The sequence below is a fragment of the Blattabacterium cuenoti genome (assembly GCF_014251735.1).
Classification (GTDB): Bacteria; Bacteroidota; Bacteroidia; order Flavobacteriales; family Blattabacteriaceae; genus Blattabacterium; species Blattabacterium cuenoti_C.
In genome coordinates this window covers 277,418-303,554 of the sequence record NZ_CP059197.1, presented here as the reverse complement: position 1 = coordinate 303,554, position 26,137 = coordinate 277,418, and the positions used below count along the sequence as shown (strand labels likewise).

The 26,137-nt window shown below is 29.2% G+C and carries 25 protein-coding genes and 2 tRNA genes; 12 read left to right on the top strand and 15 right to left on the bottom strand.

The window, feature by feature from the left end; all coding sequences use genetic code 11:
* The first annotated feature begins 36 nt into the window (after positions 1-36).
* On the top strand, positions 37-1,224 hold the full coding sequence (locus H0H60_RS01445) for a pyridoxal phosphate-dependent aminotransferase (RefSeq protein WP_185862938.1): 1,188 nt from the start codon (positions 37-39) through the stop codon (positions 1,222-1,224).
* Positions 1,225-1,230: 6 nt separating this feature from the next.
* On the opposite strand, the gene H0H60_RS01440 is transcribed toward H0H60_RS01445, so the two are convergent.
* The 4 genes from H0H60_RS01440 to H0H60_RS01425 form a co-directional block, all read right to left on the bottom strand.
* A tRNA-His gene (locus tag H0H60_RS01440) sits at positions 1,231-1,305 on the bottom strand.
* A gap of 46 nt (positions 1,306-1,351) precedes the next feature.
* Positions 1,352-2,410: a diphosphomevalonate/mevalonate 3,5-bisphosphate decarboxylase family protein gene (locus H0H60_RS01435; RefSeq protein WP_185862937.1), complete on the bottom strand. Its 1,059-nt coding sequence runs from the start codon at positions 2,408-2,410 to the stop codon at positions 1,352-1,354.
* 25 nt (positions 2,411-2,435) lie between these two features.
* Entirely contained in the window at positions 2,436-3,833 is a 1,398-nt protein-coding gene (locus H0H60_RS01430; protein WP_185862936.1) for a dicarboxylate/amino acid:cation symporter, read from the bottom strand.
* A 41-nt stretch (positions 3,834-3,874) separates the two neighbouring features.
* A tRNA-Gln gene (locus tag H0H60_RS01425) sits at positions 3,875-3,945 on the bottom strand.
* Between the two features lie 260 nt (positions 3,946-4,205).
* Here H0H60_RS01425 and rpsP point away from each other — a divergent pair.
* Positions 4,206-4,550 carry a 30S ribosomal protein S16 gene (rpsP, locus tag H0H60_RS01420; protein ID WP_185862935.1) on the top strand — a complete coding sequence of 115 codons (345 nt, stop codon included), beginning with the start codon at positions 4,206-4,208 and terminating at the stop codon, positions 4,548-4,550.
* Here rpsP and truB read toward each other — a convergent pair.
* Genes truB through gyrB form a run of 3 tightly spaced genes read right to left on the bottom strand, consistent with a single transcriptional unit; the run spans position 4,540 to position 8,078 of the window.
* On the bottom strand, positions 4,540-5,256 hold the full coding sequence (gene truB, locus H0H60_RS01415; protein ID WP_185862934.1) for a tRNA pseudouridine(55) synthase TruB: 717 nt from the start codon (positions 5,254-5,256) through the stop codon (positions 4,540-4,542). The two genes, rpsP and truB, sit on opposite strands and share 11 nt — an antisense overlap.
* Positions 5,253-6,101 carry an undecaprenyl-diphosphate phosphatase gene (locus H0H60_RS01410; RefSeq protein WP_185862933.1) on the bottom strand — a complete coding sequence of 283 codons (849 nt, stop codon included), beginning with the start codon at positions 6,099-6,101 and terminating at the stop codon, positions 5,253-5,255. Before H0H60_RS01410 ends, truB begins: the two co-directional genes overlap by 4 nt.
* A gap of 33 nt (positions 6,102-6,134) precedes the next feature.
* Positions 6,135-8,078, bottom strand: a complete 1,944-nt coding sequence (gyrB, locus tag H0H60_RS01405; RefSeq protein ID WP_185862932.1) for a DNA topoisomerase (ATP-hydrolyzing) subunit B — start codon at positions 8,076-8,078, stop codon at positions 6,135-6,137.
* Positions 8,079-8,200: 122 nt separating this feature from the next.
* Between gyrB and argH the strand changes: the two genes are divergently transcribed.
* Entirely contained in the window at positions 8,201-9,574 is a 1,374-nt protein-coding gene (argH, locus tag H0H60_RS01400) for an argininosuccinate lyase (protein WP_185862931.1), read from the top strand.
* A gap of 14 nt (positions 9,575-9,588) precedes the next feature.
* Here argH and trmD read toward each other — a convergent pair whose 3' ends face one another.
* Positions 9,589-10,248, bottom strand: coding sequence for a tRNA (guanosine(37)-N1)-methyltransferase TrmD (gene trmD / locus H0H60_RS01395; protein ID WP_185862930.1), 660 nt, complete (start codon positions 10,246-10,248; stop codon positions 9,589-9,591).
* 86 nt (positions 10,249-10,334) lie between these two features.
* Here trmD and der point away from each other — a divergent pair, with 86 nt between their 5' ends.
* From der to H0H60_RS01380, 3 genes are all read left to right on the top strand, one after another.
* Positions 10,335-11,654, top strand: coding sequence for a ribosome biogenesis GTPase Der (der, locus tag H0H60_RS01390; RefSeq protein ID WP_185862929.1), 1,320 nt, complete (start codon positions 10,335-10,337; stop codon positions 11,652-11,654).
* A 30-nt stretch (positions 11,655-11,684) separates the two neighbouring features.
* Positions 11,685-12,284 carry a Holliday junction branch migration protein RuvA gene (ruvA, locus tag H0H60_RS01385; protein ID WP_185862928.1) on the top strand — a complete coding sequence of 200 codons (600 nt, stop codon included), beginning with the start codon at positions 11,685-11,687 and terminating at the stop codon, positions 12,282-12,284.
* 96 nt (positions 12,285-12,380) lie between these two features.
* Positions 12,381-14,678, top strand: a complete 2,298-nt coding sequence (locus tag H0H60_RS01380) for an inorganic phosphate transporter (protein ID WP_185862927.1) — start codon at positions 12,381-12,383, stop codon at positions 14,676-14,678.
* A gap of 3 nt (positions 14,679-14,681) precedes the next feature.
* Here the strand turns inward: H0H60_RS01380 and H0H60_RS01375 are convergent, their stop codons facing one another.
* Together H0H60_RS01375 and H0H60_RS01370 are read right to left on the bottom strand one after the other, a co-directional pair.
* Positions 14,682-15,653 carry a LuxE/PaaK family acyltransferase gene (locus H0H60_RS01375; protein WP_185862926.1) on the bottom strand — a complete coding sequence of 324 codons (972 nt, stop codon included), beginning with the start codon at positions 15,651-15,653 and terminating at the stop codon, positions 14,682-14,684.
* Complete coding sequence (locus H0H60_RS01370) at positions 15,650-16,177, bottom strand: CvpA family protein (RefSeq protein WP_185862925.1); 528 nt, start codon at positions 16,175-16,177, stop codon at positions 15,650-15,652. The genes H0H60_RS01375 and H0H60_RS01370 overlap by 4 nt, the downstream gene beginning before the upstream one ends.
* 18 nt (positions 16,178-16,195) lie before the next feature.
* Here H0H60_RS01370 and H0H60_RS01365 point away from each other — a divergent pair, with 18 nt between their 5' ends.
* Both H0H60_RS01365 and pheS read left to right on the top strand, forming a co-directional pair.
* Positions 16,196-16,576, top strand: coding sequence for a hypothetical protein (locus H0H60_RS01365; RefSeq protein ID WP_185862924.1), 381 nt, complete (start codon positions 16,196-16,198; stop codon positions 16,574-16,576).
* 6 nt (positions 16,577-16,582) lie between these two features.
* The gene (gene pheS, locus H0H60_RS01360; protein WP_185862923.1) at positions 16,583-17,566 is read left to right on the top strand and encodes a phenylalanine--tRNA ligase subunit alpha; all 984 of its coding nucleotides are present in this window, start codon (positions 16,583-16,585) and stop codon (positions 17,564-17,566) included.
* Here the strand turns inward: pheS and rlmB are convergent.
* Together rlmB and H0H60_RS01350 are read right to left on the bottom strand one after the other, a co-directional pair.
* Positions 17,563-18,321 carry a 23S rRNA (guanosine(2251)-2'-O)-methyltransferase RlmB gene (gene rlmB / locus H0H60_RS01355; protein WP_185862922.1) on the bottom strand — a complete coding sequence of 253 codons (759 nt, stop codon included), beginning with the start codon at positions 18,319-18,321 and terminating at the stop codon, positions 17,563-17,565. The genes pheS and rlmB overlap by 4 nt on opposite strands.
* A 341-nt stretch (positions 18,322-18,662) precedes the next feature.
* A complete protein-coding gene (locus H0H60_RS01350; protein WP_185850085.1) occupies positions 18,663-18,926 on the bottom strand; it encodes a YtxH domain-containing protein in 264 nt (87 codons plus the stop codon).
* A gap of 92 nt (positions 18,927-19,018) precedes the next feature.
* Between H0H60_RS01350 and murB the strand changes: the two genes are divergently transcribed.
* Both murB and H0H60_RS01340 read left to right on the top strand, forming a co-directional pair.
* Positions 19,019-20,044: a UDP-N-acetylmuramate dehydrogenase gene (murB, locus tag H0H60_RS01345; protein WP_185862921.1), complete on the top strand. Its 1,026-nt coding sequence runs from the start codon at positions 19,019-19,021 to the stop codon at positions 20,042-20,044.
* A 143-nt stretch (positions 20,045-20,187) separates the two neighbouring features.
* Positions 20,188-20,988, top strand: a complete 801-nt coding sequence (locus H0H60_RS01340) for a purine-nucleoside phosphorylase (RefSeq protein WP_238784917.1) — start codon at positions 20,188-20,190, stop codon at positions 20,986-20,988.
* Positions 20,989-20,999: 11 nt separating this feature from the next.
* Here H0H60_RS01340 and H0H60_RS01335 read toward each other — a convergent pair whose 3' ends face one another.
* Positions 21,000-22,031, bottom strand: a complete 1,032-nt coding sequence (locus H0H60_RS01335; RefSeq protein ID WP_185862920.1) for an Mrp/NBP35 family ATP-binding protein — start codon at positions 22,029-22,031, stop codon at positions 21,000-21,002.
* Positions 22,032-22,139: 108 nt separating this feature from the next.
* Between H0H60_RS01335 and H0H60_RS01330 the strand changes: the two genes are divergently transcribed.
* Both H0H60_RS01330 and pnuC read left to right on the top strand, forming a co-directional pair.
* The gene (locus tag H0H60_RS01330) at positions 22,140-22,772 is read left to right on the top strand and encodes a 4'-phosphopantetheinyl transferase family protein (RefSeq protein WP_185862919.1); all 633 of its coding nucleotides are present in this window, start codon (positions 22,140-22,142) and stop codon (positions 22,770-22,772) included.
* Positions 22,756-23,385 (top strand): nicotinamide riboside transporter PnuC, encoded by a 630-nt coding sequence (pnuC, locus tag H0H60_RS01325; RefSeq protein WP_185862970.1) that lies wholly within the window; start codon positions 22,756-22,758, stop codon positions 23,383-23,385. The genes H0H60_RS01330 and pnuC overlap by 17 nt, the downstream gene beginning before the upstream one ends.
* A 1-nt stretch (position 23,386) precedes the next feature.
* Here pnuC and hisS read toward each other — a convergent pair whose 3' ends face one another.
* On the bottom strand, positions 23,387-24,739 hold the full coding sequence (gene hisS, locus H0H60_RS01320) for a histidine--tRNA ligase (protein ID WP_185862918.1): 1,353 nt from the start codon (positions 24,737-24,739) through the stop codon (positions 23,387-23,389).
* Positions 24,740-24,756: 17 nt separating this feature from the next.
* Positions 24,757-26,133, bottom strand: coding sequence for a cell division protein FtsZ (gene ftsZ, locus H0H60_RS01315; protein WP_185862917.1), 1,377 nt, complete (start codon positions 26,131-26,133; stop codon positions 24,757-24,759).
* Positions 26,134-26,137: the final 4 nt, after the last annotated feature.

Sequence of the window (26,137 nt, the reverse complement as noted above, 5' to 3'; positions counted from 1 at the left end):
TTATTTAGATTTGTAATCATTTCAAATTATCCATCTATGAAAAATAGATTATCCCACCGTTTGCAAAATATATCTTATTCGCAAACTCTAGCTATGTCTAGTAAAGCTAGAGAATTAAAAAATAAAGGATATGACATTATTAACTTAAGTTTAGGAGAACCTAACTTTTATCCACCGGATTTTGTTTTAGACGCGGCTAAAAAGGCTATTGATGAAGGTTATCATTACTATACTCCAGTATCTGGATATTTAGAACTTCGAGAAACAATATGCAAAAAATTTTTTCGTGATAATGGATTGAAATATTTGCCGTCTCAGATTGTTGTTTCTACTGGAGGGAAACAATCTATTATGAATGTTCTTTTATCTTTACTTAATCGAAATGATGAAGTCATTATTCCCGCTCCTTATTGGGTTAGTTATTACCAGATGGTCAAATTGTGTGAAGCCTCTCCTGTTATCATTTCAACAACTATGGAAACAAATTTTAAGATCCATCCAAAACAGTTAGAAGAAGCTATTACACCTCAAACAAAATTATTTATTTTTAGTACCCCTTGTAATCCTACAGGAAGTGTTTATTCCTATGAAGAATTAAAAAGTTTAGCAGACATTTTCAAAAAATATCCGAAAATCATTATTCTTTCTGATGAGATTTATGAACATATTTGTTACGAAGAAAAACATACCAGTATTGCTATTTTTCCTGATATCCATAATCAAGTCATCACCTTAAATGGTTTATCTAAAGCTTTCTCTATGACTGGATGGAGAATTGGATATATTGGAGCTCCAAAATGGATTGCTAAGTCTTGTGATAAAATACAGGGACAAATAACTTCTTGTGCTAATTCTATCGCACAACGTGCAGCAATTTCTGCATTACAAGCTTCTCCCATGGAAATAGAATATATGATCAACGAGTTTAAAAAAAGAAGAGATTTAGTTTTGGAAATGATAAAAGAGATTAATGGATTTCAGATAAGTAAACCACATGGCGCTTTTTATGTTTTTCCAAATGTTTCAGATCTTTTTGGAAAAAAATTTGATGGAAGGATTATTCAAAATTCGGACGATTTATCTGACTTTTTACTTGAAAAAGCTCAAGTGGCTACTGTTAGTGGAAGTGCTTTCGGAGATAAGGATGGTTTACGCATTTCTTATGCTTCTACAGAGAATAAAATTATAGAGGCTTTAACAAGAATAAAAAAAACATTAAATTAATGAATGGGTGGACGACCGGATTCGAACCGGCGACCCTCAGAACCACAATCTGATGCTCTAAACCAACTGAGCTACGTCCACCATTTATTTATGTTCAGAACAAAACAAAGATAGACAATCAATCCATTTATTGACAAAAACTTTCGATAATTTTTTTACAAAAAGAGAAAAGATCACTATATATCCATTTTATGATGGAGACTTTTTCTTGAATAGGATATAAAAGGTGAACATTTGCTCCTGCATCTAGTGTAAAATAGATATTTTTTTTGCTTTGTTTTCTAAAATCCCATACTTTATAAAGTACGTGAAGTGTATTCGGTTTCATCCATAAGAAATAGGGATGAGAGGTCATAATCATGGCATGTAATGTCAAAGCTTCATGTTCTATTAATTTTCCAAATTCTTGTAAATCCCCCATTTTTAATATGGATATTAGTCTATCCATATTTTTATTAGCACATTTAAATCTTTCTTTAGCATAAGGGTGGTGAATCATTAGTTGATGTCCTTTTGAACTCAAAATTTTTTTAGGATATTCATCTATTACTAAAATAGTATCTCCCATCTTTGTAAAAATAGGGTGTATTTTATAGGGATAAGGGATAGCATAAAGATTATTGCTTCCCTTTATGGATTTGTGAAACCCCCAAACCACAAGTCCAGGATATATAGATCGACAAGCGCTACCAGAACCCAATCTGGCTAAAAAAGATGCTTTTTTTAAAAAAAAATCTTCTTCTAAAGAAGCAACTAATTTTTTTTCTATTTCCATGATACATAAAGCTAAAGCACTCATAGAGGAGGCAGAAGAAGCTATTCCACTACTGTGTGGAAAAGTATTCTTGGTTTCTATCACAAAATTGAAATCTCGTAAATAAGAACAATAAAGTGAAATCCTATGAAAAAATTCCAAAATTTTTGGAAGAAAACTAGTATTTTCTTTTCCAGAAAAGAAAATTCTTATAGACCTCTTTTTTTTTTCTCTCAGATGATAAATTAATCGTGTCTCTGTATAAATATTTCCTAGAGAATAACTAATAGACGAATTAGACGGAATTTGAATTTTATTTTTATGCTTACCCCAATATTTTATCAGAGCGATATTGGAAGGACTTTTTTTCGTAACTACTCCATTTGTAACTAGAGAATTTTTTTTTTTATAAAAAAAACAACTTTTCTTCAAAAAATACGATTTAATTCCTTAACCGTTAGTTCTCACGTTTTATATAATCTAACATTTTTTTATCGTCTAATTCTCCTTCTGAACGAGCAATGACACAACTTGCCAATCCATTTCCTATAACGTTTACAGTAGTTCGAGCCATATCCATCAATTCATCTATTCCTATAATTGCTAATATTGGCCAAGTAGGTAACCCAAAAGACGCTACAGTAGCTAAAAGAATTACTAAAGACGCTCTGGGTACTCCAGCAACACCTTTACTAGTTAAAATTAAAGTTAAACCTATAAATATTTGTTGACTAAAACTCAAAGGAATTCCAGAAGCTTGTGCTACAAACACAGTAGCTAAAGATAAATAAAGAGTTGTTCCATCTAAATTAAAACTATAACCTGTAGGAATCACAAAAGCAACAATTTTTCTAGGAACACCTAATTTTTCTAAATTTTCCATAAGAAGAGGTAAGGCCGATTCGGAACTTGTAGTAGCAAACGCTAAGGATACAGGTTCCGTTAAGGCTTTGACAAACCCTCTTAAAGGAACTTTAATCCACAAAAGAATAGGGAATAAAACCACTATTAAAAATATAAGCAAAGCAATATAAAGGGTCAATAATAATTGAAAAAGATTATATAATATATCCAATCCCATATGTCCTACTGTATAAGCGATAGCAGATCCTACTCCTATAGGAGCAAAATACATGATGATCTTAGTAAATTTAAACATGATCTCTGAAAGACTCTCTGCAAATAGTAATAGAGGACTACGTTTTTTTTCATCCAAAAAAACCATAGATACACCAAAAATAACGGAAAATACCACAATAGGTAATACATCTCCATGATAAATAGATTTAATGAAATTTTCTGGAAAAACATGAAGGATCGTATCTTGCCAAGATCTACTTTCTACTTTCGGTAATTGCTGTTCCATCATTCCTGAAGGCATTACAATTCCTACTCCTGCTTGAGATACATTAATGGCAATAAGACCAATGAACAAGGCTAAAGTCGTTACTATTTCGAAATACAGGAGAGATTTCCATCCCATACTCCCTAATTGTTTAATATTAGAGTGACTAGCTATACCCACTATTAAAGTGGAAAATAATATTGGAGCTATAATCGTTTTGATCATTCTCAAAAATATTTGAGATAAAAATCTTAGTTCTATAGCAATCTTCGGTTGATCTAATCCGACTTCTATTCCTATGATGATGGATAACAAAATCCAAGTTGTTAAGTCCTTTTTCAGAAATGCATAAAATATGAATAGAGATATAACGAAACATCTCAACATGCAAAGAATCCCTTTATCTAATCCAAAAAATGATTTTGATAAGTGGATAAAAACATATGCTAAAACACTTAAAAATGCTATTAGTAAAATTTTTTCTTTTTTTACTTTCATTCCAATACTCATTTTGTAAAATTCAACATCTCTACTAAAGGATTATCTGGTAACAGACCCGTAGGGACTCGAACCCCAACTAACAGAACCAAAATCTGCTGTGCTACCGTTACACAACGGGTCTATGAAAAATGTAAATATATACCATTTTTTTTCAAAAACAATTATGCATAAAGCTATTTTTAGATGAAAAAAAACCTATTGTGTAGGACACCGTCCTTCATGGAATCCCTGAAATTCCTACAATGTTAAAGAGATCCTCCAATCCTAACTTTACTCTATGCGCAACAAAATCATCGTTTTTTTTTTTAAGGATAAAATAAACGATATTTTTGTCTTAAATTATGTAATATAAAATTTTTTCTATAAAAAAATGAATTAATTATGTCTGTTAAAATACGTTTAAAAAGAATCGGGAAAAAACATAGGCCTATTTACCATATAGTGGTAGCTGATTCTCGTGCTCCAAGAGATGGTAAATTTATTGAAAAACTAGGGACTTACAATCCTCATACTGATCCTCCTTCAACAGTATTAAAAATACAAAAGTCTGTATTGTGGTTAATGAAAGGTGCACAACCAACAGATACAGTAAGATCCATTTTTTCTAAAAAAGGAGTGTTACTAAAAAAACATTTATTAGAAGGAGTTAAAAAGGGGGCATTTAGTGATGAAGAAGCCCATCAAAAATTTCATGTTTGGTCAGAAAAAAAAATAACTAACCTGTAAGATTCATCCTTTTTGAATTTGAAAGTTCAAAATCCATAGAATAACTATTCTTAATAGAAAAAGGACCTATGCTTTCTCTTCTTAAAGAAAGAAGATATGCTCCGCTTTTTATCGCTATTCCAAAATCTTTGGCGATGGATCGAATATAAGTTCCTTTCCCACATTCTACAAAAAATTGAATATAGGGGATTCCAATTTTTAAGATATGAAATTTATAAATTTTGACTCTTCTAGGTTTCATATGATTGATTTTTTTGCCTTTTCTAGCATATTCGTATAATCGTTTTCCTTTCATTCGTAAGGCGGAAAAATCAGGTGGATATTGATTTATTTCTCCATTAAATTTTTTAGATATTTCTTGAACAAGTTCATGGGTGATATGTGAAGTGGAAGATAAATTATATTCTTCGGTTTCTGAATCAAAAGATTGGGTCATACAACCCAGTTTGATAATTCCTGTATAAGTTTTTTTATAATTTTGAATATAATCCACTTTTTTGGTATATTTTCTCCCTATAAGAACAATTAAAAGTCCTGTAGCAAGAGGATCTAGAGTACCCGCATGTCCTATTTTTAAGTTTTCTCCAAAAAAACTCCTAATTTTTTTTCTGATTATTTTCACAACTTCAAAAGAAGTCCACCCCCACGGTTTATCTATTAATAAAAGCTGATCCTTTTCGAATGCGGATTCTGATAAATTTTTCAAAACTTGAACTTTCCAATCGGTTGAAAAACATAATGGATCACAATGAATAACAGTCCAAAAATAATTCGATAATATCCAAACAATTTAAAATTATTTCTTTTTAAATAAGCCATAAAACATTTTATCGATAAAATTCCTGTAATGAAAGCGACTATATTTCCAATAATCAATAACTGGATTTCTTGTAGTAAAAGTTCTTTGCCTATGGGAATGATAAGACGAAAATTACATGGAAAACTGAAATAAATTAATTGAAAATAATAGTCAAATAATTTTTTACATGTGGCAATAACAATAACCGGAACAGATAAAAAAAAAGAAAATTCAATAGCCTTGATTCTATGAATATTTTGTAACATACAAGCAGCTATCGTAGCCGCACTTCTAGATACTCCTGGAATTATAGCCATACATTGGCATAATCCAATAATAAAAGCTTGAAAATAATTGATATGATTACTTTTATCCAAATTTTTTCCATAAACATTTTCCACTTTCAAAAGAATTATTCCTCCTATAATAAGAAAAAAAGCGACGATGAGTGGATTTCCTAAGAATAAATTTGTTCTGCTATTCAATAAAAAACCAAAAATTCCTATAGGAAAACTAGCCAGAAAAATTTTTAGATAAAAATCTGCTTTTTGAAAAAAAAATTTTTTTCGATATAAAAAAACCATCGAAAAAACCGCTCCAAATTGAACAGATATCAGGAATAATTTCGTGATTGTTTTATCGAGTATTCCCATAATGGAAGCTGCAAGGATCATATGTCCTGTAGAAGAAATAGGAAAAAATTCTGTAAGACCTTCAATAATCCCTAATAGGATTGATTGAATATAATTCATTAATTATCTTTTTTTGCATGTAATACACTAAAACTAAACATCAATTTTTGCATAAATTGCATTTTTTTCTATGAAATTTCTACGTGGAGGGACTTCCTCTCCCATAAGAATAGAAAATATTTTATCGGCTTCCGAAATGTTTTCTATATGAACCTTGCGTAAGGTCCTTTTTTTGGGATTCATAGTAGTTTCCCAAAGTTGTTCCGCATTCATTTCTCCTAATCCTTTATAACGTTGTACATTGACCTTTTTTCTTCCTCCTAATCTTTGGAGAATGTTTTCTCTTTCCTCATCACTCCAAGCATATTGAGAATGATTTCCTTTTCGGATTAAATAAAGAGGAGGGGTCGCAATATAGATGTGTCCCTTTTCTATTAATGGTTTCATATAACGAAAGAACAATGTTAAAATCAAAGTGGAAATATGACTTCCATCTATATCTGCATCTGTCATAATAATAATTTTATTATATCTAAGTTTTTTTACATTTAAATTTTTTGGATCTTCTTCGGTTCCAATAGAAACCCCCAGCGATGTAAATATATTCCTAATTTCTTCATTTTCAAATATTTTATGTTGCATTGCCTTTTCTACATTTAGGATCTTCCCTCGTAAAGGTAAGATAGCTTGAAAGCTACGATCTCTACCTTGTTTAGCCGTTCCTCCTGCAGAATCTCCTTCTACCAAATAAATTTCACAATTTTCTGGATTATTGAAAGAACAATCCGCTAATTTTCCAGGTAAAATGCTATTGTATATGGGATTCTTTTTTTGTATTAATTCACGAGCTTTTTTAGCAGCTTGACGTGCTTTAGCCGATAAGATGACTTTATCAATAATTTTTCTTCTATCACTGGGGTTTTCTTCTAGATAACTGTTTAACATCTCCCCCACAATTTTATCTACAATTCCTCCTACTTCGTGATTGCTTAATTTTGTTTTAGTTTGTCCTTCAAATTGAGGTTCCATCACCCTTACAGATATAATAGCTGTAAGACCTTCTCGGAAATCATCTCCCGTCAAATCTACTTTGTCTTTTTTATTATCTTTGTTGGATAAAAGTCCATCCGTGTATTTCTTAAATGTTCTTGTTAATGCTCTTCGAAATCCAGAAATATGAGTCCCTCCTTCCGAAGTATTGATATTATTCACATAAGAATAAATTCTCTCTTTGAAAGAGGTATTGTACTGCATTGCTACTTCTACAATGGTATTTTCTTTTTCTCCTTCAATAAAAATCATGTTCCTTGTTAAGGGTTCTTGATTCTTATCTAGAATAGTGAGGTATTCTTTTAATCCATTTTTAGAGAAAAAATACTCTTGTTTTGGGTCTTCTTCTATGTGACTCCTTTCGTCTTTTAAAAATAAGTGCAATCCTTTATTTAGAAAAGCTAATTCTTTCAAACGTGTGGATAATATTTCATAATGATATGTGATCGAATTGAAAATAGAATTATCAGCTATATAATGAATTTTTGTTCCTTGCAGATTCGTTGTTCCCAAACATTGTACCCGATCAAGAGGTGTTCCTCTCAAATATTCTTGTTGGTAAACTTTTCCGTTACGATAAACTGTCACTATAAGTCTTTTGGATAAGGCATTGACACAGGATATCCCTACCCCATGCAATCCTCCAGAAATTTTATAGGAGTTTTTGTCAAATTTTCCACCCGCTCCTATTTTAGTCATGACTACTTCAAGAGCAGACTTTCCTTCTTTTTTATGAATATCGATAGGGATCCCCCGACCATTATCCATGACTGTAATAAATCCATTTTTGTGAATGGTCACCCATATTTTATTACAATAACCTGCTAATGATTCATCTACGGAATTATCGATCACTTCATATACTAAATGATGCAATCCTCTAATTCCCACGTCTCCAATATACATAGAAGGTCTACGCCTTATATGTTCAATCCCTTCTAGGGATTGGATGCTATCTGCTGTATAATCTGTATTTTTATTACTCATACATAAACAATTCTAATTTTATTAGAAATTTTTCCTATTTTCATAAAAATTTATAGTTTTAATAGTTTTATAGGATCTTTAAATTAAAGTAAAGATAGAAAAAATCTAAAACATGTTATCACGTGAAAATTTGGAAAAAAGATAAAGATATCCATCCTCATAATAATAGGAATAGAGAAATAGAAGAATTTACTTCAGGTAAAGATTCAAAATTAGATATACTTTTAGCCCCACATGATGTCATTGGAACCATCGCTCATGTGATGATGTTAGAAAGTATTGGATTATTAAATCAAAAAGATTTAAAAATTTTAATTAAGGAACTGCGTCACATTTATATACACGAAATATTAACAAATAATTTTCAAATGGATGAGGGAATAGAGGATGTTCATTCTCAAATAGAATTTTTGTTAACAGATCGTTTAGGAGAAATTGGAAAGAAAATTCACAGTGGGAGATCCAGAAATGATCAAGTATTGGTAGATTTGAAACTTTTTATTCGTACAGAAATCAAAGAAATTGTATTAATAGTCTATTCTTTTTTTGATTTATTATTACAATTAAGTGAACAATATAAAAATATATTAATGCCTGGTTATACTCATTATCAAATTGCTATGCCTTCTTCTTTTGGACTTTGGTTTTCTGCATATGCGGAAAGTTTAATAGATGATATGTTATTAATTCACACAGCTTATCGGATTACTAACAAGAATCCTTTAGGTTCCGCTGCTGGCTACGGTTCTTCTTTTCCTTTAAATCGTAAAATGACAACGGAATTATTAGGATTTGAAAATTTAAATTATAATGTTGTATATGCTCAAATGGGACGTGGAAAAATGGAAAAAATAGTAACAGAAGCCCTTGCTTCTTTAGCCAGTACTTTGAGTAAAATGGCCCAAGATATTTGCTTATATTTAAGTCAAAACTTCAATTTCATTAGTTTTCCTGATTTTCTTACTACCGGATCTAGTATTATGCCTCATAAGAAAAATCCAGATGTTTTTGAAATCATACGAGCTAAATGCAATAGAATATCTTCATTGCCTAATGAAATTTCTTTAATTGTGTCCAATTTGTGTTCCGGATACCATAGAGATTTTCAAATAATTAAAGAAAGATTTTTACCTGTTTTTGATGAATTGAAAAAATGTTTTTCTATATTTAGGTACATGTTGAATCATATTGTGGTTAGAAAGGACATTCTTCGAGAGGATAAGTATCAACACTTATTCAGTGTAGAAGTCGTCAATCAACTTGTCCTACAGAAAGGATATTCTTTTAGAGAAGCTTATCAAAAGGTTGGTTTGGATATTCAACATGGACGTTTTAAACCCTTTAAGAAAGAAATTTCTTCTTATTCTCATGAAGGAAGTATAGGTAATTTGTGTAATCAAGAAATTAGAGAAATGATGCAAAAACTGATAAATAAATTTGATTTTGAGATCATCCACCAAGTTATTGAACGGTTAATTTATGGAAAAAATCCATAATGTGATTCGATTCTTTAAGAATTCAATTTTTTTTGGATATTTTTTTGAAAAATCCATTCTTTTATTTTTTTATGATGTCCAGATAAAAGTATTTTTGGGACGGCCCATCCTTTGTAAATTTCTGGACGAGTGTAAATAGGAGGGGATCCCATTTTTTCCATTTGAAACGAATCCGTGATCATGGAATCTGGATTATGTAGGACTCCAGGTAATAATCTGGCTATGGATTCTACTACAACAGCCGCAGGTAATTCTCCTCCAGATAATACATAAGGACCAATAGATATTTCTTTGGAAATTAAGTGATCTCTAATCCTCTGATCAATTCCTTTATAACGACCACACAGAATAAGAATATTTTTCTTACAAGTTAATGCATTCGCATATTTTTGTGAAAAAAGTATTCCATCAGGAGTCATAAAAATTTTTTCATCATAATTTCTTTCTGATAATAATTTATCAAAACACTGATATACAGGTTCTATTCTAAAAACCATTCCACCTCCTCCTCCATAAGGATAGTCGTCTACTTTTTTGCGCTTTCCTAAACCATATTTTCGTAAATCATGAATATGAATATCCATGATTCCTTTATTTATAGCTCTTTGAATAATAAAACTTGAAAAAGGACCCTTGAAAATTTCCGGAACTACGCTAACAATATCTATACGCATTTTTTTTTTCAGTAATATACACTTTGACTAAGAATCTATGAATGAAACTAGTGAAAAAAATCTACATTTGTAAATAATTAGTTACAATGAGTTACATCGTATCTATAGTGGGACGTCCAAATGTTGGAAAATCTACTTTATTCAACCGTCTTGTAGGACGAAGAAAAGCTATTGTTCATGTCAAAAGTGGAGTTACACGAGATCGTATTTATGGAAAATCGGAATGGAATGGAGTTCATTTTTCTTTGGTAGATACAGGTGGTTATAATCCAACCCATAACAATCTACTGGATGCAGAAATTACCAAACAAATTTTAATAGCCATAAAAGAGGCAGATATCATTTTATTTTTAGTGGATATAAAAATAGGGATACTAGATACAGATATAGAAATATCTCAACTACTTAGAAAACATAAAAAATCGATTTTATTAGTAGTGAATAAAGTAGATAACGGAAAATACATGTATCATAATACAGATTTTTTTCGTTTAGGATTTAGGGAATATTACTACATATCCGCTATAAATGGAAGTGGTACGGGCGAATTACTGGATAGATTAATAGAACTATTGAAAGCTTTAGGAAGAAAAGAAATAGTGGAAAAAGAGGTGATTCCCCGTCTTTCGGTGATAGGACGTCCAAATGTTGGAAAATCTACATTGATTAACTCTTTTTTGGAAAAAAACCATCATATTGTCACAAATGTTTCTGGTACTACGAGAGATAGTCTCGATGTTTTATGCAAAAAATGGGGATATAAATGTATTTTAGTGGATACACCTGGAGTAAGAAAAAAATCAAAAATAAGTGAAAGTCTTGAATTTTATTCTACTATGAGAACAGTAAGAAGCATTGAATATACAGATATCTGTCTTTTAATGGTAGATGCGGTTCGTGGATGGGAGGCACAGGATAGAAATATTTTTAGATTAGTTGAAAAAAATCAGAAAGGAATAATCATTCTTATTAACAAATGGGATTTATTGAATCCTGGAAAAAATTGTTCTATACAAAAGAATTTCGAAATTTTCATTCGAAAAAAGATTGCTCCATTTGACAATGTTCCCATCCTTTTTATCTCTGCAAAAAATAAAGATGGAATATATAACATTCTCCCCATAGCTGATCAGATTTTCCAAATACGTAAAAAAAGATTAAAAACGAATTTATTAAATAGAGTTATGTTACCCATTTTTCAAAAAAATCCTCCTCCATCTGTACAAAAAAAATTGATTACCATTAAATATTGTACTCAGTTACCGACATCCACACCAAAGTTTATTTTTTTCTCTAATTTTCCTCATTATATAAAAGAATCTTATAAAAGATTTATTGAAAATAAAATTCGTGATCACTTCGATTTTAGAGGAGTCCCCATACAAATTTTTTTTAGGAAAAAATAATAATGGTTCATCTTTTGTATTAATAAAACGGTGATCACACATTTAAGAGGAAAGTTAATTGAAAAAAATCAATCTTATTTAATAATAGATTGTAATGGAGTCGGATATTCCCTTCATATATCTTCGTATACCTATTCTTCTTTATTGGAAGAAGAAGGAAAAGAAATTTTTATATATACTTATCTTTTTATCAAGGATAATCAACATATATTGTATGGTTTTTTTGATAAAATAGAAAGAAAAATATTTTCTCATTTGATATCCGTAAATGGGATCGGTCCAAGTTCTGCTATAACCATATTGTCTTCCTTAACACCATATAAAATAGAAGAATCTATATCTAAAGAAGATATAGAAGTATTCAATCATGTGAAGGGAATTGGAAGAAAAACTGCTCATAGAATTATCATAGAACTGAAAGATAAAATTTCTACTATTCCTAAAAAAGGAAAAAACGTTAACTTTTTCGATCATTCCCCTTCTTTCATAAAAAAAGAAGCTTTAAGTGCTTTGATCGTACTAGGTTTTTCTCCTAAAGAATCTAAAAAAGTTTTAGAGGATATCTTGGATAAAAATCCGGAATCTACTACTGTAGAAAATCTTATCAAAGAATCTTTAAAAAAATTGTAAAATAGGAATAAATTATTTTCAATTTCTAAAAAAAAACAAACCCCGAAAATAATATACTTTTGTTTTTGTCGTAAAATTAATACTTACCTCTTTATTATGAAACTTTTTTATCCATCAATTATAGTGATCCTTTTTGTTTTATCTATTTTTGATCTTATTGTAGGTTTAATTAATGATGCAGTCAATTTTCTCAATTCTGCTATTGGATCTAAAGTGGCTTCTCGTAAAACCATTATGATTTTTGCTAGTTTAGGCATTTTATTGGGAGCTTTTTTATCCAGTGGAATGATGGAAGTAGCAAGAAAAGGGGTTTTTGATCCGTCTTATTTTTATTTTTCCGATCTCACCTTTATTTTTTTAGCTGTTATGATATCCGATATTATTTTATTGGATGTTTTTAACACTTTAGGATTACCTACTTCTACTACAGTATCTATGGTTTTTTGCTTATTAGGTGGAGCTTTTAGTATAGCCATGATAAAAATAGCTTCACCATTAAGTAATGAACCACTTCATCATTTAAGTCAATATATTAAAGCAGAAAAAACATTGACCATTGGTATAGGAATTTTTTTATCTATTCTAATTTCCTTTTTTTCCGGTGCTTTCATTCATTATTTCATACGATTTTTATTAAGTTTTGAATATAAAAGTAGATTAAAATATGTCGGAGTTATATGGGCTGCTATTTCATTGAGCAGTATGACTTATTTTTTGATTGTAAGAGGTCTACATAGTACTTTGCAAGGTTTACTGGAGGATAATTTAACAGGATTATCTTTATTGATCCAACATTTTATAAAGTGGATCAATCATCATTTTTTTGTTTTTTTACTGGTCTTATTTTCCACATGGACTCTTGTAGCAAAGATCTTTGTTTCTTTAGGATATAATATCTTAAAATTTGTTGTATTATATGGAACATTTTCTTTAGCCATGGCTTTTGCAGGAAATGATTTAGTAAACTTTATAGGAATTCCTATAGCTAGTATACAATCTTATAATATATGGAAAGAAGCAGGATGTCCTCCTGCCGAAAGATTTAATATGAAAAGTTTATCTGGAAATGTACAGGTCCCATCTGTAGTTTTAATTTTTGCAGGACTAATTATGATATTGACACTTTGGTTTTCTAAAAAAACCAAAACAATCACCAGTACAGAAATTAATTTAAGTAGACAAAATGAAGGAACAGAAAAATTTTTATCTAATTCTTTAGCAAGAGGAATTGTTCGATTTTTTTTATATTTCGGGAATAAATTTTTCAAATTATTTCCAAAACGATTCCTAGTAAAAATAGAAAAAAATTTTAAGCAAAAAATACAAAATGAAAACGTTGCTTTTGACTTAGTTAGAGCTTCTGCCAATTTAACCATATCTAGTATATTGATATCGATAGCTACCGTTCAGAAACTACCACTATCAACTACTTTTGTCACTTTTATGGTTTCTATGGGAACTTCTTTTTCAGATAGAGCTTGGGATAGAGAAAGTGCCGTTTACCGAGTTTCAGGAGTATTAAAAGTTATAAGAGGTTGGTTTTTAACAGGTCTGATTGCATTTACCATGGCAGGAATTACGGCGTCTTTTCTATTTTTTGTAAAAGCATGGGCCCTAATCTTTTTTATGTTTTTAATTGGTTTTGTTTTTTACAAGAGTTATAAAAACTATCAGAAAGTGCTATATAAACAATTTGAAGATCAAAGAACCATTTTTGGAACCGATGAGCTGACTTTAGGAAAAACTTTCAACAAAACTATGGATATTTTAGAACCTATACTGGAATCAATCGAAAATATTTATAAAAATAGTATAGAAGGAATTACTAAAGAAGATTTAAAAAATCTTCAATATAGTAGGGAGCACTTTTTAAAAGTAAAAGAAAGTTTTACGAGCATACAGAACTCTTTAATTATAGTGATTATGAAAACGAAAAACAGTGAACCCATTGCTGGGATATTTTATATGCGGATATACAACAAAATTAAAGAGATCATTGAATCTTCCGATGTTATTACTAATCGCACTTTATTTCATGTGAGTAATAGTCATAAACCTTTAAAATATCAGCAAAAGAAAAATTTGTTGATACTTGAACATTTGATGATGGAACATTTCCATATAATCAAAAACATCACCAGGAATAGAAGAAGTTTTCAACAAGTAAATCGTACAATCAAAATTAAAATTTTCAAAGAAATTGAGGAACAGATGAATCAACAGGTGATAGGGATCATCCGTAAAAAATATGGAACAAAGAACACTCTATTGATGTTGGACGTTCTTTTACCATCCAAAAAAATTACAGAAAATATAGAAGATATCCTTCTGTTACATACCTATGTATTGTCCCATATTTCGTCAAAAAAAGACGCTTCTTTTCTAGCTTTCTAAAATTTAAAATGTCATCAGACTGCATCCACGGATGTCTGATAAATCCATCCTTCCTAATACTTCGAATTCATCGTCATTTATTTTTTTTCCTAAATCATTGGTAGAAATAAAAGGACAAGATAAATAATTAGATAAATCAATAATATCAATTCCACCTATTTTATGGTCCTCTATATGGATAAAAGGATCTTCCGGATCTCTGATGTATACTTTCATCCAAGGAGGACATCTAAAAAGTCCGTCTTTCTTTGCATATGCTTGAGAAAGCAATTCGGTCATTCCATATTCAGAGTGAATATCTTTTACACAAAAACCTTTCTTTAAAAGATGGTGTAATTCTTCTCGTATGATTTCTTTTCTTTTCCCCTTCATTCCTCCTGTTTCCATAATAATCACATTATCTTTATTAGATCCATCGAAAATAGTATTCTTATAGGCATCCACAAAGTCTAATAAAGAAAAACTGATCCCAAAAATTAAAATAGTTTTTTCATAATGAAGAGGAGGTATTTTTTGAAAATAAATAAAATTACTTCCATTTTTATATGTTTTTTGTATCAAATATTTCATCATATAAATTAAAGAAGAATCCTCTCTATCGAGAGGAAACAAAGCTAAAAATTGGAATTTGTCTATGGGACCATAAAAATATTCAAATCCTTTACAAATACTATTCCTATAAATCAGCAAATCAGCTACATAATGTTTGCTTTTTATTCCTGTCGTTCCAGTGCTGGTAAAAATAATTTCTGGAATACTTTTTGGTCGACTACAAACACAATGGGTTTTAAAAAAGGAAATAGGCAAAAAGGGAATTTCCGAAATATTGGTAATCCGAAATGGATCAATTTTTAATAATTGAAGATAATTTCTGTAAATCTGGTTATTTTTTACTTGATAATTGAATATCTCTAAAGTTAAAGCTTCAAATTCTTTTTTGGATTCTATGGAAAAAATCTTTTTTTGAAAGTTCATTTGATAATGTTTGAAAATAAAAAGTATAATTTTTCTAATTTGTTTAAAAAAAACAGAAATTCTTTCCTAGATATATAAAAAAGATATTGAAACTCTTTTTCAAAGGAATTTGAAAAAAAATTATAAGGAATTAAATTGATTTTTTTATTTGCTTCTTTAAGGAAAAAAATCCATATTGATAGATAAAAAAAATATTTTATCAGGCCTAATAGACCACCAAATACTTTATCAAAGGGTTTTGTCCATGTGATTGTCAAAATCAGTTCTATGATTTTTTTAGTGAAAAAAGCTATAAATATTATAAAAAAAAATGAACTTATTATAGTTACACCTGTAAAAAAGGGTTCTTTCTTACTGTATTTTTTTAGGAATTCTTCTGAAAGGAAGTGAAAAACATCGATTCCTTTGTATAGGAAAAAAAAACATATCATAAATACAAATAATTGGGAGAGTAATCCTTTTCTATACCCTTTATATGCACCGTATAAAACGATAATTAGAATAATGATATCTGTGCCAATCATAATTTTTTTACTAAAAAAATGGAAAAAAAATTTATACAAAAATTTCATATAAATTGGAATAAAGTAATTTTATATATACGAAATCATTTTTGCATAGAAGGAGAAATTGATCCCATTGGGATTATTTACCTGATAGGAATTCAGGAACTTGGGAAAGGGAAAAATATTTTTTTGAATAGAGAAGATAAAATTAATATTTTACATATTGCTATATGTAGAATATTAGAACCTTTTGGTTATTATAGGTTTCTTGGAAGAGACAGAGAAGGATGGCCTCATTATCTTTTGAAAAAGAATCTTCCATTTTTAAACAAAGAAGAACAATCGTTTTTAATTAAAAAAGCTATCATTCGTTATATGAGTGAAGAAAATATTCTGGATGATATTCAGAAATCATAATATTTTATGGATCAAAAAGTGGATCAAATAAAAAAGGAGATAAACTGTTTTCATGCTAAAAATTATGAAGATTTAGAAGCCTTTCGAATTAAATTTTTGGGTAAAAAAAAGGGGATTTTGACGGTTTTATTTAAAAAATTAAAAAAACTTCCTATTCATGAAAGAAAAATTTTTGGTAATGTTATCAATGATTTAAAAAAGAAGGTTCAAAAAAAAATACAAATAGATCATTCTAAAAACTTCATAAAAGATGAAGATGAAAATTTTGATCCTACAATTCCAGGAAAATCTGTAGAAATAGGATCTTTACATCCAATATCTATTATAAAAAATAGGATTATAGATGTATTAAAAAAAATTGGATTCTCTTATGTGGAAGGACCTGAAATTGAAGATGATTGGCATAACTTTACGGCTTTAAATATACCTATCGATCATCCATCTAGGGATATGCAGGATACCTTTTTTTTATGCAAAAATCCAGATATCGTATTGCGTACACATACTTCCTCTGTACAAATACGATATATGAAAAAAAACAGTCCGCCTTCTCGTGTTTTATCTGTAGGAAAAGTATATAGAAATGAAACTATTTCCTCTCGTTCTTATTTTATGTTTCACCAAGCAGAAGGTTTTTATATCGATAAAAAAGTATCCTTTTCAGACCTAAAACAAACTATTCATTATTTGATTACCTCTCTTTTTGGAGAAGTAAAAATTAGATTCCGTCCTTCGTATTTTCCATTTACAGAACCTAGTGCAGAAGTGGATATATATAATAATCATACAGGATGGTTAGAAATTATGGGATGTGGGATGATAGATCCACAAGTATTAAAAAACGTAAATGTTGATTCCGAAATTTATTCTGGATTTGCTTTTGGAATAGGGATAGAACGTGTTGCTTTACTGATTTATCAGATTGATGATATTAGAATTTATTTTGATAATGATATTCGTTTTTTAAGACAATTTCAGAGTGATTTTTAATATTGTTTGAATTTTCTTTGTCGGAATACTTCATATAAAATGATCCCACAGGCTACAGAAACATTTAAAGAGGAAATCCCCCCGTATATAGTTGGTATCTTTGCATTTTCGGAGGTTAGTTCTAAATATTTCGGACAGATTCCATTAGATTCATTTCCAAGTATGATAGCCGTAGGACCTGAAAAATCTATATTATACCAATAAATATTTGATTTTTCCGTAGCGGAAACAATCTTTAAACCGTACTTTATCAAATACTCTATAGTTTTCTTCATATTTTTTTCTTGACATATTGGAACTTTAAATAAAGCTCCTGAAGAAGTTTTGATAGAATCGGAGCCAATCATGGCTGTATATTTTTTTGGAATAATAATAGCATCTACACCAGCACATGCAGCAGTACGAATGATAGATCCAAAATTTCTTACATCCGTAATACGATCTAAAATGAGCAGAAGTGCGTTTTTTCCTTTTTCATAAAATATAGGAAGTAAATCTTCTATGGAATGAGTTTTTATTGGAGAAAGAAGTGCAAAAACTCCTTGATGATTTTTATTGTTCAACTGATGAAATTTATTTTTAGGAACGATATGAATGGGGATATTTTCTCTTTTGGAGAGAGTGATCAACTTTTTGTAATAAGGATTATATTTTTTTTTCCATCCTATTTGAAAAAATAGCTTACTAATAGTCATTTTGGATTGAATAGCTTCTATTAAGGGATGTATTCCATAAATAATTTCTAATTTACTCATGAGATTACATGATTTTATTTTTTTAAAACTCTAAAAAAGGAATTTTTAATGAAAAATCGTATAATGTCTTTACAGAAAAAAAAGATGAAAAAGAAAAGAAAAAGATATAAAATAGTAATAATCCCAAATCCTATCACATAATTTCCAAAATAATAGGATAGAAAAAAAGATAAGGCAAGGCTTCCTGCAAAAAGGATCATGACGCCAAGTAAAATGAAAAAAAAATTCAGAAAAATTTCTGTCATGATGGATACTACAAATTTAATCACTTCATTTTGAATGAATTCCAATTTTCTATTGAAAAAATTTTTAATAAATACAAACATTTTTAGATAAAAAAATTAAGTCCCCAATTCCTCTTCGACTTGGTCCATTTTATCTATTTTATTTTTTTTCCATTTTGCCTCAAAGTTAGATTTAATTTTATGTACTTTTTTTCCTATTTTTTTACTTATTTCTTGTAAATTATCTCTCAGCTCTTCTGTCTTTTTTCCTAGTATATTTCTAATTTTATCCTCTTTTCTTGGAGCTAATAAAATTCCCACTATTAAACCTGCCATTGTCCCCAAAATCACTCCCCAAAAAAAATTTCCTCCTTTTTTCATAATAACAATTTTATATTTATAAATAATAAATTTAATCATACAATATTTACGCACAAAATTGTCTTTGTTTATTTAGGAAAATATTTTTCTTTATGTTAGATATTAAAAAAAATTTTTCTCTCAAAAATTTTAATACATTTGGAATAAATGTTTATGCACATTATTTTGTAAATGTGAAAAGTATAGAAGATATACAAAAAATTTTTTGGAAGTATCCATCCATTCCAAAACTTTTTTTGGGAAATGGAAGTAATATTCTTTTTTTAAATAATTATTATCAAGGAATGGTAATTAAAATGGGGATCAAAGGGATGAAAGTGATTAAGGAAAACGAGTATCAAGCAGTAGTTCAAGCTTTTGCTGGAGAAAATTGGAATGAATTTGTAGGTTGGACTATAAAAAAAGGATTCAGTGGTTTAGAGAATTTATCATTTATTCCTGGTACGGTTGGAGCGGCTCCAATTCAAAACATTGGAGCATATGGAGTAGAAGTAAAGGATACTTTATTGGAAGTTCAAGTATATGAAACGAATAATGGAAAAATACGAATATTCACACGAGAAGAATGTCAACTAGAATATCGTCATTCTTTTTTTAAGCATCCATATTCAAAAAATAAATTTTTGGTTTTATCTGTTTCCTTTCTATTAAGAAAAAAGTATCATAAATTGAACACTTATTACATTGAAATTCAGAAGGAATTAGAAAGAATGAATATTAAAAAACCAACTATGTATGATTTAAGTAAAGCTATTCTTTACATTAGAAATAGAAAACTTCCAAACCCCAAAAAAATAGGAAATGCTGGTAGTTTTTTTATGAATCCAATAATAGGGATATTGGATTTTAAAAAATTAAAATCTAAATATCCAACTATTATTGGATATTCTATTTCTACTAATCAAGTGAAACTATCTGCTAGTTCATTGATTGAAACGATAGGATGGAAAGGAAAAAAACAGGGAAATGTAGGTGTATATGAAAAACAACCTATAGTTTTGGTCAACTATGGAAAAGCTAGTGGAATGGATATATATTATTTTTCAGAAAAAATAACTCAAGACATAAAAAATAAGTTTGGCCTTGTTTTATCAAGAGAAGTGCATCTCATACGATAGTTCGTTAAAAAACGCTAAATAATGAAAAAATTTCAGGAAAAGTAGTAATACTTCACTATCTAAAGGAAAGCATTTACCTTTGTTTTATTTTATTTACCTTTCTTTTTTCTCTATTTTGTAAATAGAAAAGAAAAAAAATTTTTATGTCAATGATTTTAGAAGAAAAATCCACAAAATATATACAAAAACAAATCAAAGAAAAACCTGAATTTGGAATAGTATTATTAGGAAATCAGTTTCATCAATTGATCCATGAAATCAAAAATCCTATATGCATTCCTTACGAGGACATTCCAAATTTTACAAAAGTAAATGGAAAATTTATATCCGGAAATATAGAAGGGAAAAAGGTTCTATTTTTAATAGAACCTTTTTCCTCTTATTATGAGGATGAGTATACTCCTTTTCCTCTAGTAATGTGTAAAAATATGGGAATAGATAAGTTGATATTAATTAATATTTCTGGAGGAGTAAATCCAAACTACAAAGCAGGAGATGTCATGTTGGTAAAAGACCATATTAATCTTTTCCCAGAAAGCCATAATATGAAAAAATTTATGAAAAATAATTTTTTGGGAATAACAGAACCATATGATCAAAAGATGCTTGAAATGGCAGAGAATATAGCCATGAATCACAATATTATCATACAAAAAGGTGTCTATGTGGCTTATCCTTATCCACATTATAAAACCCATGCAGAATATGCGATGATACGATCCATGGGTGGAGATAGTGTTGGAATGAGTAATATTGTTTCATACGTAATTACAGCTAGGTATATGGATTTACGGGTTTTTGCTATATCCATTATAATGGGATTATCTGAACAGAAGGGATCTTCTGATTCCATCCATTTGATGAAATCATTTTTTCAAGAAACAGAAAAATCCATTCCTCTTTTAATATTGATTGTCAAAGAATTTATCAAACTTTGTTTTTAAGATATATCCTACTAGGAAATGGGAACTTTTGGTAAATTCTCTATCATATTTTTCGTAATTTTTACAAAAATTTTTCTTATAGAATCGTTTTGTAAAACCACAGGAACCCCTAAATCGGAAGATGCTCGTATGTCTTGTAGCAGAGGAATCTCTCCAAGAAAAAAAATATTCATTTTCTTGGAAAAATTTTTCACTCCATTTTTTCCAAATAAATAGTATTTTTCTTTGGATTCTTTTGGGATAAAAAAAGACATATTTTCTATGATTCCAAGTATTGGGACATAAATCGATTTAAGACGAAACATTCCTACAGATCTATGCACATCCGATAAAGAAATTTTCTGAGGTGTACTAACAATAACAATTCCTTTTAATGGAATTTCCTGCACAAGTGATAAATGTATATCCCCTGTACCTGGCGGTAAATCTACAATTAAGAAATCTAATACGCCCCAATCCGTTTCATGAATAAATTGTCTTAATGCCTTAGTAGCCATAGGCCCTCTCCAAACAATCGCTTGTCCAGATTTGGAAAAAAAACCTAAAGATAGAATCTTAACTCCATAACTAGTGATAGGATTCATGATAGAAGTTCCATTCTTCTGCACAATACAGGAAGATATTTTATTTTCTTCTAGATTGAACATTAATGGAATAGAAGGACCATAAATATCTGCATCTAATAAACCTACATGAAACCCCATTTTTACTAAAGAAACCGCGATATTAGTTGCTATTGTAGATTTTCCTACTCCTCCTTTTCCTGAAGCTATGGCTATGATATTTTTTATTCCAGTTTTTCTTTTTTCATGAGTATCTAATTTCATTTCTATTCGTATTTTTTTATCTACATTTTGATATTTTATAGTCTGGTTAATATCTCGTTCTAATTTTTTTTTCATATGCATAGTCGGATTGGATAGGCTTATATATATTCGAATTTCCTCTTGAAATACATCTATTTTTTTGACTATTCCAGATTCCATAATATTTCTTTTATTAAGAAATACATTTTCTAATGCTTTCGTTATTTTTTTTTTCATTATTCCAGTCCTTCTTTTTTCAGAAATATCTAATTTTATTTTGATATTTTTATTATAGTTAAGAAGATATATTTTTCTAATTTCTATTAGAGTACAAAAAAAATATCTATGTTAAAAATTACTCATTCGAAAATTATCGTTTTTAGATGGGGTCATTTAAAAACTCGATTTTTGGAACAATTATTGATTCTTTCGGATAAAGAAAGAAGGTTTTTTTTATCTTTATCAGAAAAACGAAAAAAAGAATTTTTAGGAGTGCGTTACGCTCTAAGATATATAGGAATAAACAGAAATATTTTTTACAATGAAAAAAGAAAACCTTTTCTTTTTCCTCAAGAAAAGTATATTTCATTCAGTCATTCTTTTGAAAGAATAGCTATAGCCATCAGCTCATATCATATAGGTATAGACATAGAGAAATTACGAAAAAAAATAGTCAAAATAAAGAAAAAATTTATTAGAGAGGATGAATCTATTTTTATTCATTCAAACTACGAAATAGATTATCTACATATCATATGGGGAATCAAAGAAAGTTTATACAAATTAGAAGGGGGGATTTTCCCCAGTTTTTTAGATCGCTATAAAGTTTCTCCTTTTTGCATAAAAAAGGATTCTTGCATATCCTGTTGGGTGATGAAAGATTCCTATAGTAAGAGGTTTTCTGCTTTTTACAGAAAAATAGATGACCATTATCTTGTTTATATTATAGATATGGATGATGATGAAGGAATGGATTAATATCCTTTTATCACCTTATCATCATAGTAGTTGGATTCATATTATTTTGGAATTTACTGCTGTGACATTTAGTATATTCAGTGTGCTATTGGCGCAAAAAAATAACATATGGTTATATCCAATAGGAATAGGGAGTACTATTATATACAGTTATTTGACTTTCGTTACTTCTCTTTATGGAGATTTTATTATTAACATATATTATACAGGAATGAGTGGTTATGGATGGTATATTTGGTTATCCATAAATGATACAAAAAAATTATCTATATCTTTTTCCGATAAAAAAGATTATTTCTATACCATTTTATGGTTTTTATCCACGTGTATTTTCAGTATAATGGTTTATTTTTTCAATGGAAAACTTCAAACCCCTTATGATTGGATGGATGTATTGACCACGGGTCTTTTTTTTTCTGGAATGTATCAGATGGCTATGAAAAAAGTAGAAAATTGGATATTTTGGATAGTTGGCAACCTTATTTCCGTCCCTATTTATTTTTTGAAAGGTCTCATATTAACAGGTTTTTTATTTATTTTTCTTGCATTATTGGCTATAGAAGGTTATTTTATTTGGAATAAAAAAGCACTTAATAACAATAAAACCTATTAATTTATGGGTTTTTTTTCATTAATTGATGAGCTACTTCTTGGATATTATTATATTCAGTTTCTGTTCTTGTTTTTAGATTTTTGACTCGTATTTTCTTTTTTTCTATTTCATTTTTTCCTATACTAATAATAAATGGAATGTGGTTATCGTTGGCATACCTGAATTGTTTATTGATTTTTACGGCATTAGGATACAATTGAGTGGAAATTCCTTTTCTTCTCAAAAAATTTATCATTTTATATGCATATAAAACCTCTTCATCTCCGAAATTAATAAACAATACTTTTGAAGGACTACTAGAAATAGTTGAAAATAAATTTTCTTTTTCCATGGCTAGACATATTCTATCTAAACCCAAAGATACTCCTACACCAGAAAAATTTTTCATTCCAAAAAAGCTAGCTAATTGATCATATCTTCCTCCACCTCCGATAGAATTTGCAATACGGGGTCCATTATTATTATCTGGAGATATTTCAAATATAGGACCTGTATAATAATTCATTCCTCTAGCTAAAGAAACATTCCATTTCAATTTGGTCTTTTTTAAAGAAATATTTTTTATCTTTTGAAAGATAAAACGGAGATCTTTTATTCCTTTTTTTCCTCTTTCAGAGGATTGCAAAGCGACGGTTAAAGATTCTATTTTTTTTGAAAAATTTTCTTTCATATCAAAAAAACATGCTATTTTTTCAAAAGAATTCGAGGATATTCCTTTACGAAGCATTTCTTTTTTTACTATATTTCTTCCTTTCTTATCCCATTTATCTAGAGATGTAGTGAAATCTTTCCATAAATGATTTTCTATTCCAGAAATGTCTACTAATCCTCCCAAAATATCTCGATGATTAATATTGATAATTATAGGAAAATTTAATTCTGTAAATATTTCATCACAAAGTTGGATAAACTCAACTTCTTGCCATAAAGAAGATAATGAGTAGGAGCCAATCATATCCGCATCACACTGATAAAATTCTCTAAATCTTTCTTTTTGTGGTTTATCTGCGCGCCATACTGGTTGTATTTGATATCTTTTAAAAGGAAAAAAAATTTCATTTCTATGCATAACTACATAGCGGACAAAAGGAACCGTTAAATCATATCTAAGAGCTTTATTGGAAATTCCTTTTTTCAAAAAATCTCCTGAATGAAGCAACTTAAACATTAAGTAGTCTCCTTCTTTTCCATATTTTCCCATAAGAGTAGAAATTTTCTCAAAAGAAGGAGTTTCTATGGGAGAGTAACCAAAAAGTTCAAATTTATTTCGAATAACTTGAATTAAATAGTTTCTTTTATTCATCTCTATGGATGAAAAATCTCTGGTTCCTTTTGGAATACTAGGATGTTCCATACTTAAATAAGATTCATCTAAAAATTATTAATGTCCTCATTTTTATTATTTTCTTTTTTTAACATATGAACACGTTTCATCTTATCTTTCAAAATTTGATTTTTTTCTTCTGAAGAAATAGGAAGATCAAAATTATCTTCCAACATATATTTTTTTTCTACTGTAGTATTGTTGGGATGATTAATAGCTTGATTAAAGATGTTTTTCCTTTGACTTTGATTGAAGGATAAGTTTTCCTTAGGAGCATTTTTATAAGTCTTTTCTTTATAATAAGGAAAAGGTTCCATTCGTTTTTTGGAATAAGAATGAATTCCCTCTATTTTCGTTAATTTTTGTTTATAAGGTTCTTCTAACCTATGAAATATTTTTTTTTCTTCGTGATTAATAGCCCTTTGAACTTCTGTTGGAAATCCGGTTGCTACTATAGTTACTGAAATACTTTCTTCCAAACTTTCGTCTTCTCCTATTCCCATTATAATATTAGCATTATTTCCTGCCTCTGCTTGTATATAATCACTAATGATTCCGATTTCATCTATGGTAATTTCAATTCTTCCTGAAACAATAAGTAAAAGAACATTTTTAGCCCCTGTTATCTTGTTGTCATTCAATAATGGAGAATCTAAGGCTTGTCCAACGGCATCTTTAGCTCTGTTTTCTCCAACAGAAATAGCGGATCCCATAACTGCCGTACCGCTTTCTTTAAGAACTGTTCTAGTGTCTCTTAAATCTATATTCTGTTTATAATGGTGAGTGATTACTTCTGCAATTCCTTTAGCTGCAGTAGTAAGAACTTCATCCGCTTTTGCAAATCCAGCTTTAAATCCAAGATTTCCATACAATTCTCTTAATTTATCATTATTAATAACAATGAGAGAATCTACATTTTTCCTTAATGCTTCTATTCCCTTTTGAGCTTGTTGTAATCTCATTTTTCCTTCAAAATGAAATGGAATAGTGACAATTCCTACAGTAAGAATTCCTTTTTCTTTAGAAATACCTGCAATAATTGGAGCGGCCCCGGTTCCCGTTCCTCCTCCCATGCCTGCTGTAATAAAGGTCATTTTTGTATTAGAATCTAAAATACTTTTAATTTCTTCTAGACTTTCTAATGCCGCTTTTTCTCCTATTTCTGGATCTGCTCCAGCACCTAATCCTTCTGTAATAGAAGCTCCTAATTGAATTTTTACTGGAACTGGATTATTATTTAATGCTTGTGCATCGGTATTACACGCTATAAAGTCTACCCCCGTAATCCCTTGTTCAAACATATAACTTAAAGCATTACTTCCACCACCTCCTACACCAATAACTTTTATAGCAGCTGAACGATTTTTAGAAAATCCAAATGGGACGTTTTCTTTTTTTTGCATTATAAAATTTTCTTTTTTCATTGTT

Excerpts from the sequence above, each read along its gene's own strand:
- H0H60_RS01445 (WP_185862938.1), top strand. The coding sequence starts at position 37 with ATGAAAAATAGATTATCCCACCGTTTGCAAAATATATCTTATTCGCAA.
- H0H60_RS01430 (WP_185862936.1), bottom strand. The coding sequence starts at position 3,833 with ATGAGTATTGGAATGAAAGTAAAAAAAGAAAAAATTTTACTAATAGCA.
- rpsP (WP_185862935.1), top strand. The coding sequence starts at position 4,206 with ATGTCTGTTAAAATACGTTTAAAAAGAATCGGGAAAAAACATAGGCCT.
- H0H60_RS01410 (WP_185862933.1), bottom strand. The coding sequence starts at position 6,101 with ATGAATTATATTCAATCAATCCTATTAGGGATTATTGAAGGTCTTACA.
- gyrB (WP_185862932.1), bottom strand. The coding sequence starts at position 8,078 with ATGAGTAATAAAAATACAGATTATACAGCAGATAGCATCCAATCCCTA.
- trmD (WP_185862930.1), bottom strand. The coding sequence starts at position 10,248 with ATGCGTATAGATATTGTTAGCGTAGTTCCGGAAATTTTCAAGGGTCCT.
- der (WP_185862929.1), top strand. The coding sequence starts at position 10,335 with ATGAGTTACATCGTATCTATAGTGGGACGTCCAAATGTTGGAAAATCT.
- H0H60_RS01380 (WP_185862927.1), top strand. The coding sequence starts at position 12,381 with ATGAAACTTTTTTATCCATCAATTATAGTGATCCTTTTTGTTTTATCT.
- H0H60_RS01375 (WP_185862926.1), bottom strand. The coding sequence starts at position 15,653 with ATGAACTTTCAAAAAAAGATTTTTTCCATAGAATCCAAAAAAGAATTT.
- H0H60_RS01370 (WP_185862925.1), bottom strand. The coding sequence starts at position 16,177 with ATGATTGGCACAGATATCATTATTCTAATTATCGTTTTATACGGTGCA.
- H0H60_RS01365 (WP_185862924.1), top strand. The coding sequence starts at position 16,196 with ATGGAAAAAAAATTTATACAAAAATTTCATATAAATTGGAATAAAGTA.
- pheS (WP_185862923.1), top strand. The coding sequence starts at position 16,583 with ATGGATCAAAAAGTGGATCAAATAAAAAAGGAGATAAACTGTTTTCAT.
- rlmB (WP_185862922.1), bottom strand. The coding sequence starts at position 18,321 with ATGAGTAAATTAGAAATTATTTATGGAATACATCCCTTAATAGAAGCT.
- H0H60_RS01350 (WP_185850085.1), bottom strand. The coding sequence starts at position 18,926 with ATGAAAAAAGGAGGAAATTTTTTTTGGGGAGTGATTTTGGGGACAATG.
- murB (WP_185862921.1), top strand. The coding sequence starts at position 19,019 with ATGTTAGATATTAAAAAAAATTTTTCTCTCAAAAATTTTAATACATTT.
- H0H60_RS01340 (WP_238784917.1), top strand. The coding sequence starts at position 20,188 with ATGTCAATGATTTTAGAAGAAAAATCCACAAAATATATACAAAAACAA.
- H0H60_RS01335 (WP_185862920.1), bottom strand. The coding sequence starts at position 22,031 with ATGAAAAAAAAAATAACGAAAGCATTAGAAAATGTATTTCTTAATAAA.
- H0H60_RS01330 (WP_185862919.1), top strand. The coding sequence starts at position 22,140 with ATGTTAAAAATTACTCATTCGAAAATTATCGTTTTTAGATGGGGTCAT.
- pnuC (WP_185862970.1), top strand. The coding sequence starts at position 22,756 with ATGAAGGAATGGATTAATATCCTTTTATCACCTTATCATCATAGTAGT.
- hisS (WP_185862918.1), bottom strand. The coding sequence starts at position 24,739 with ATGGAACATCCTAGTATTCCAAAAGGAACCAGAGATTTTTCATCCATA.
- ftsZ (WP_185862917.1), bottom strand. The coding sequence starts at position 26,133 with ATGAAAAAAGAAAATTTTATAATGCAAAAAAAAGAAAACGTCCCATTT.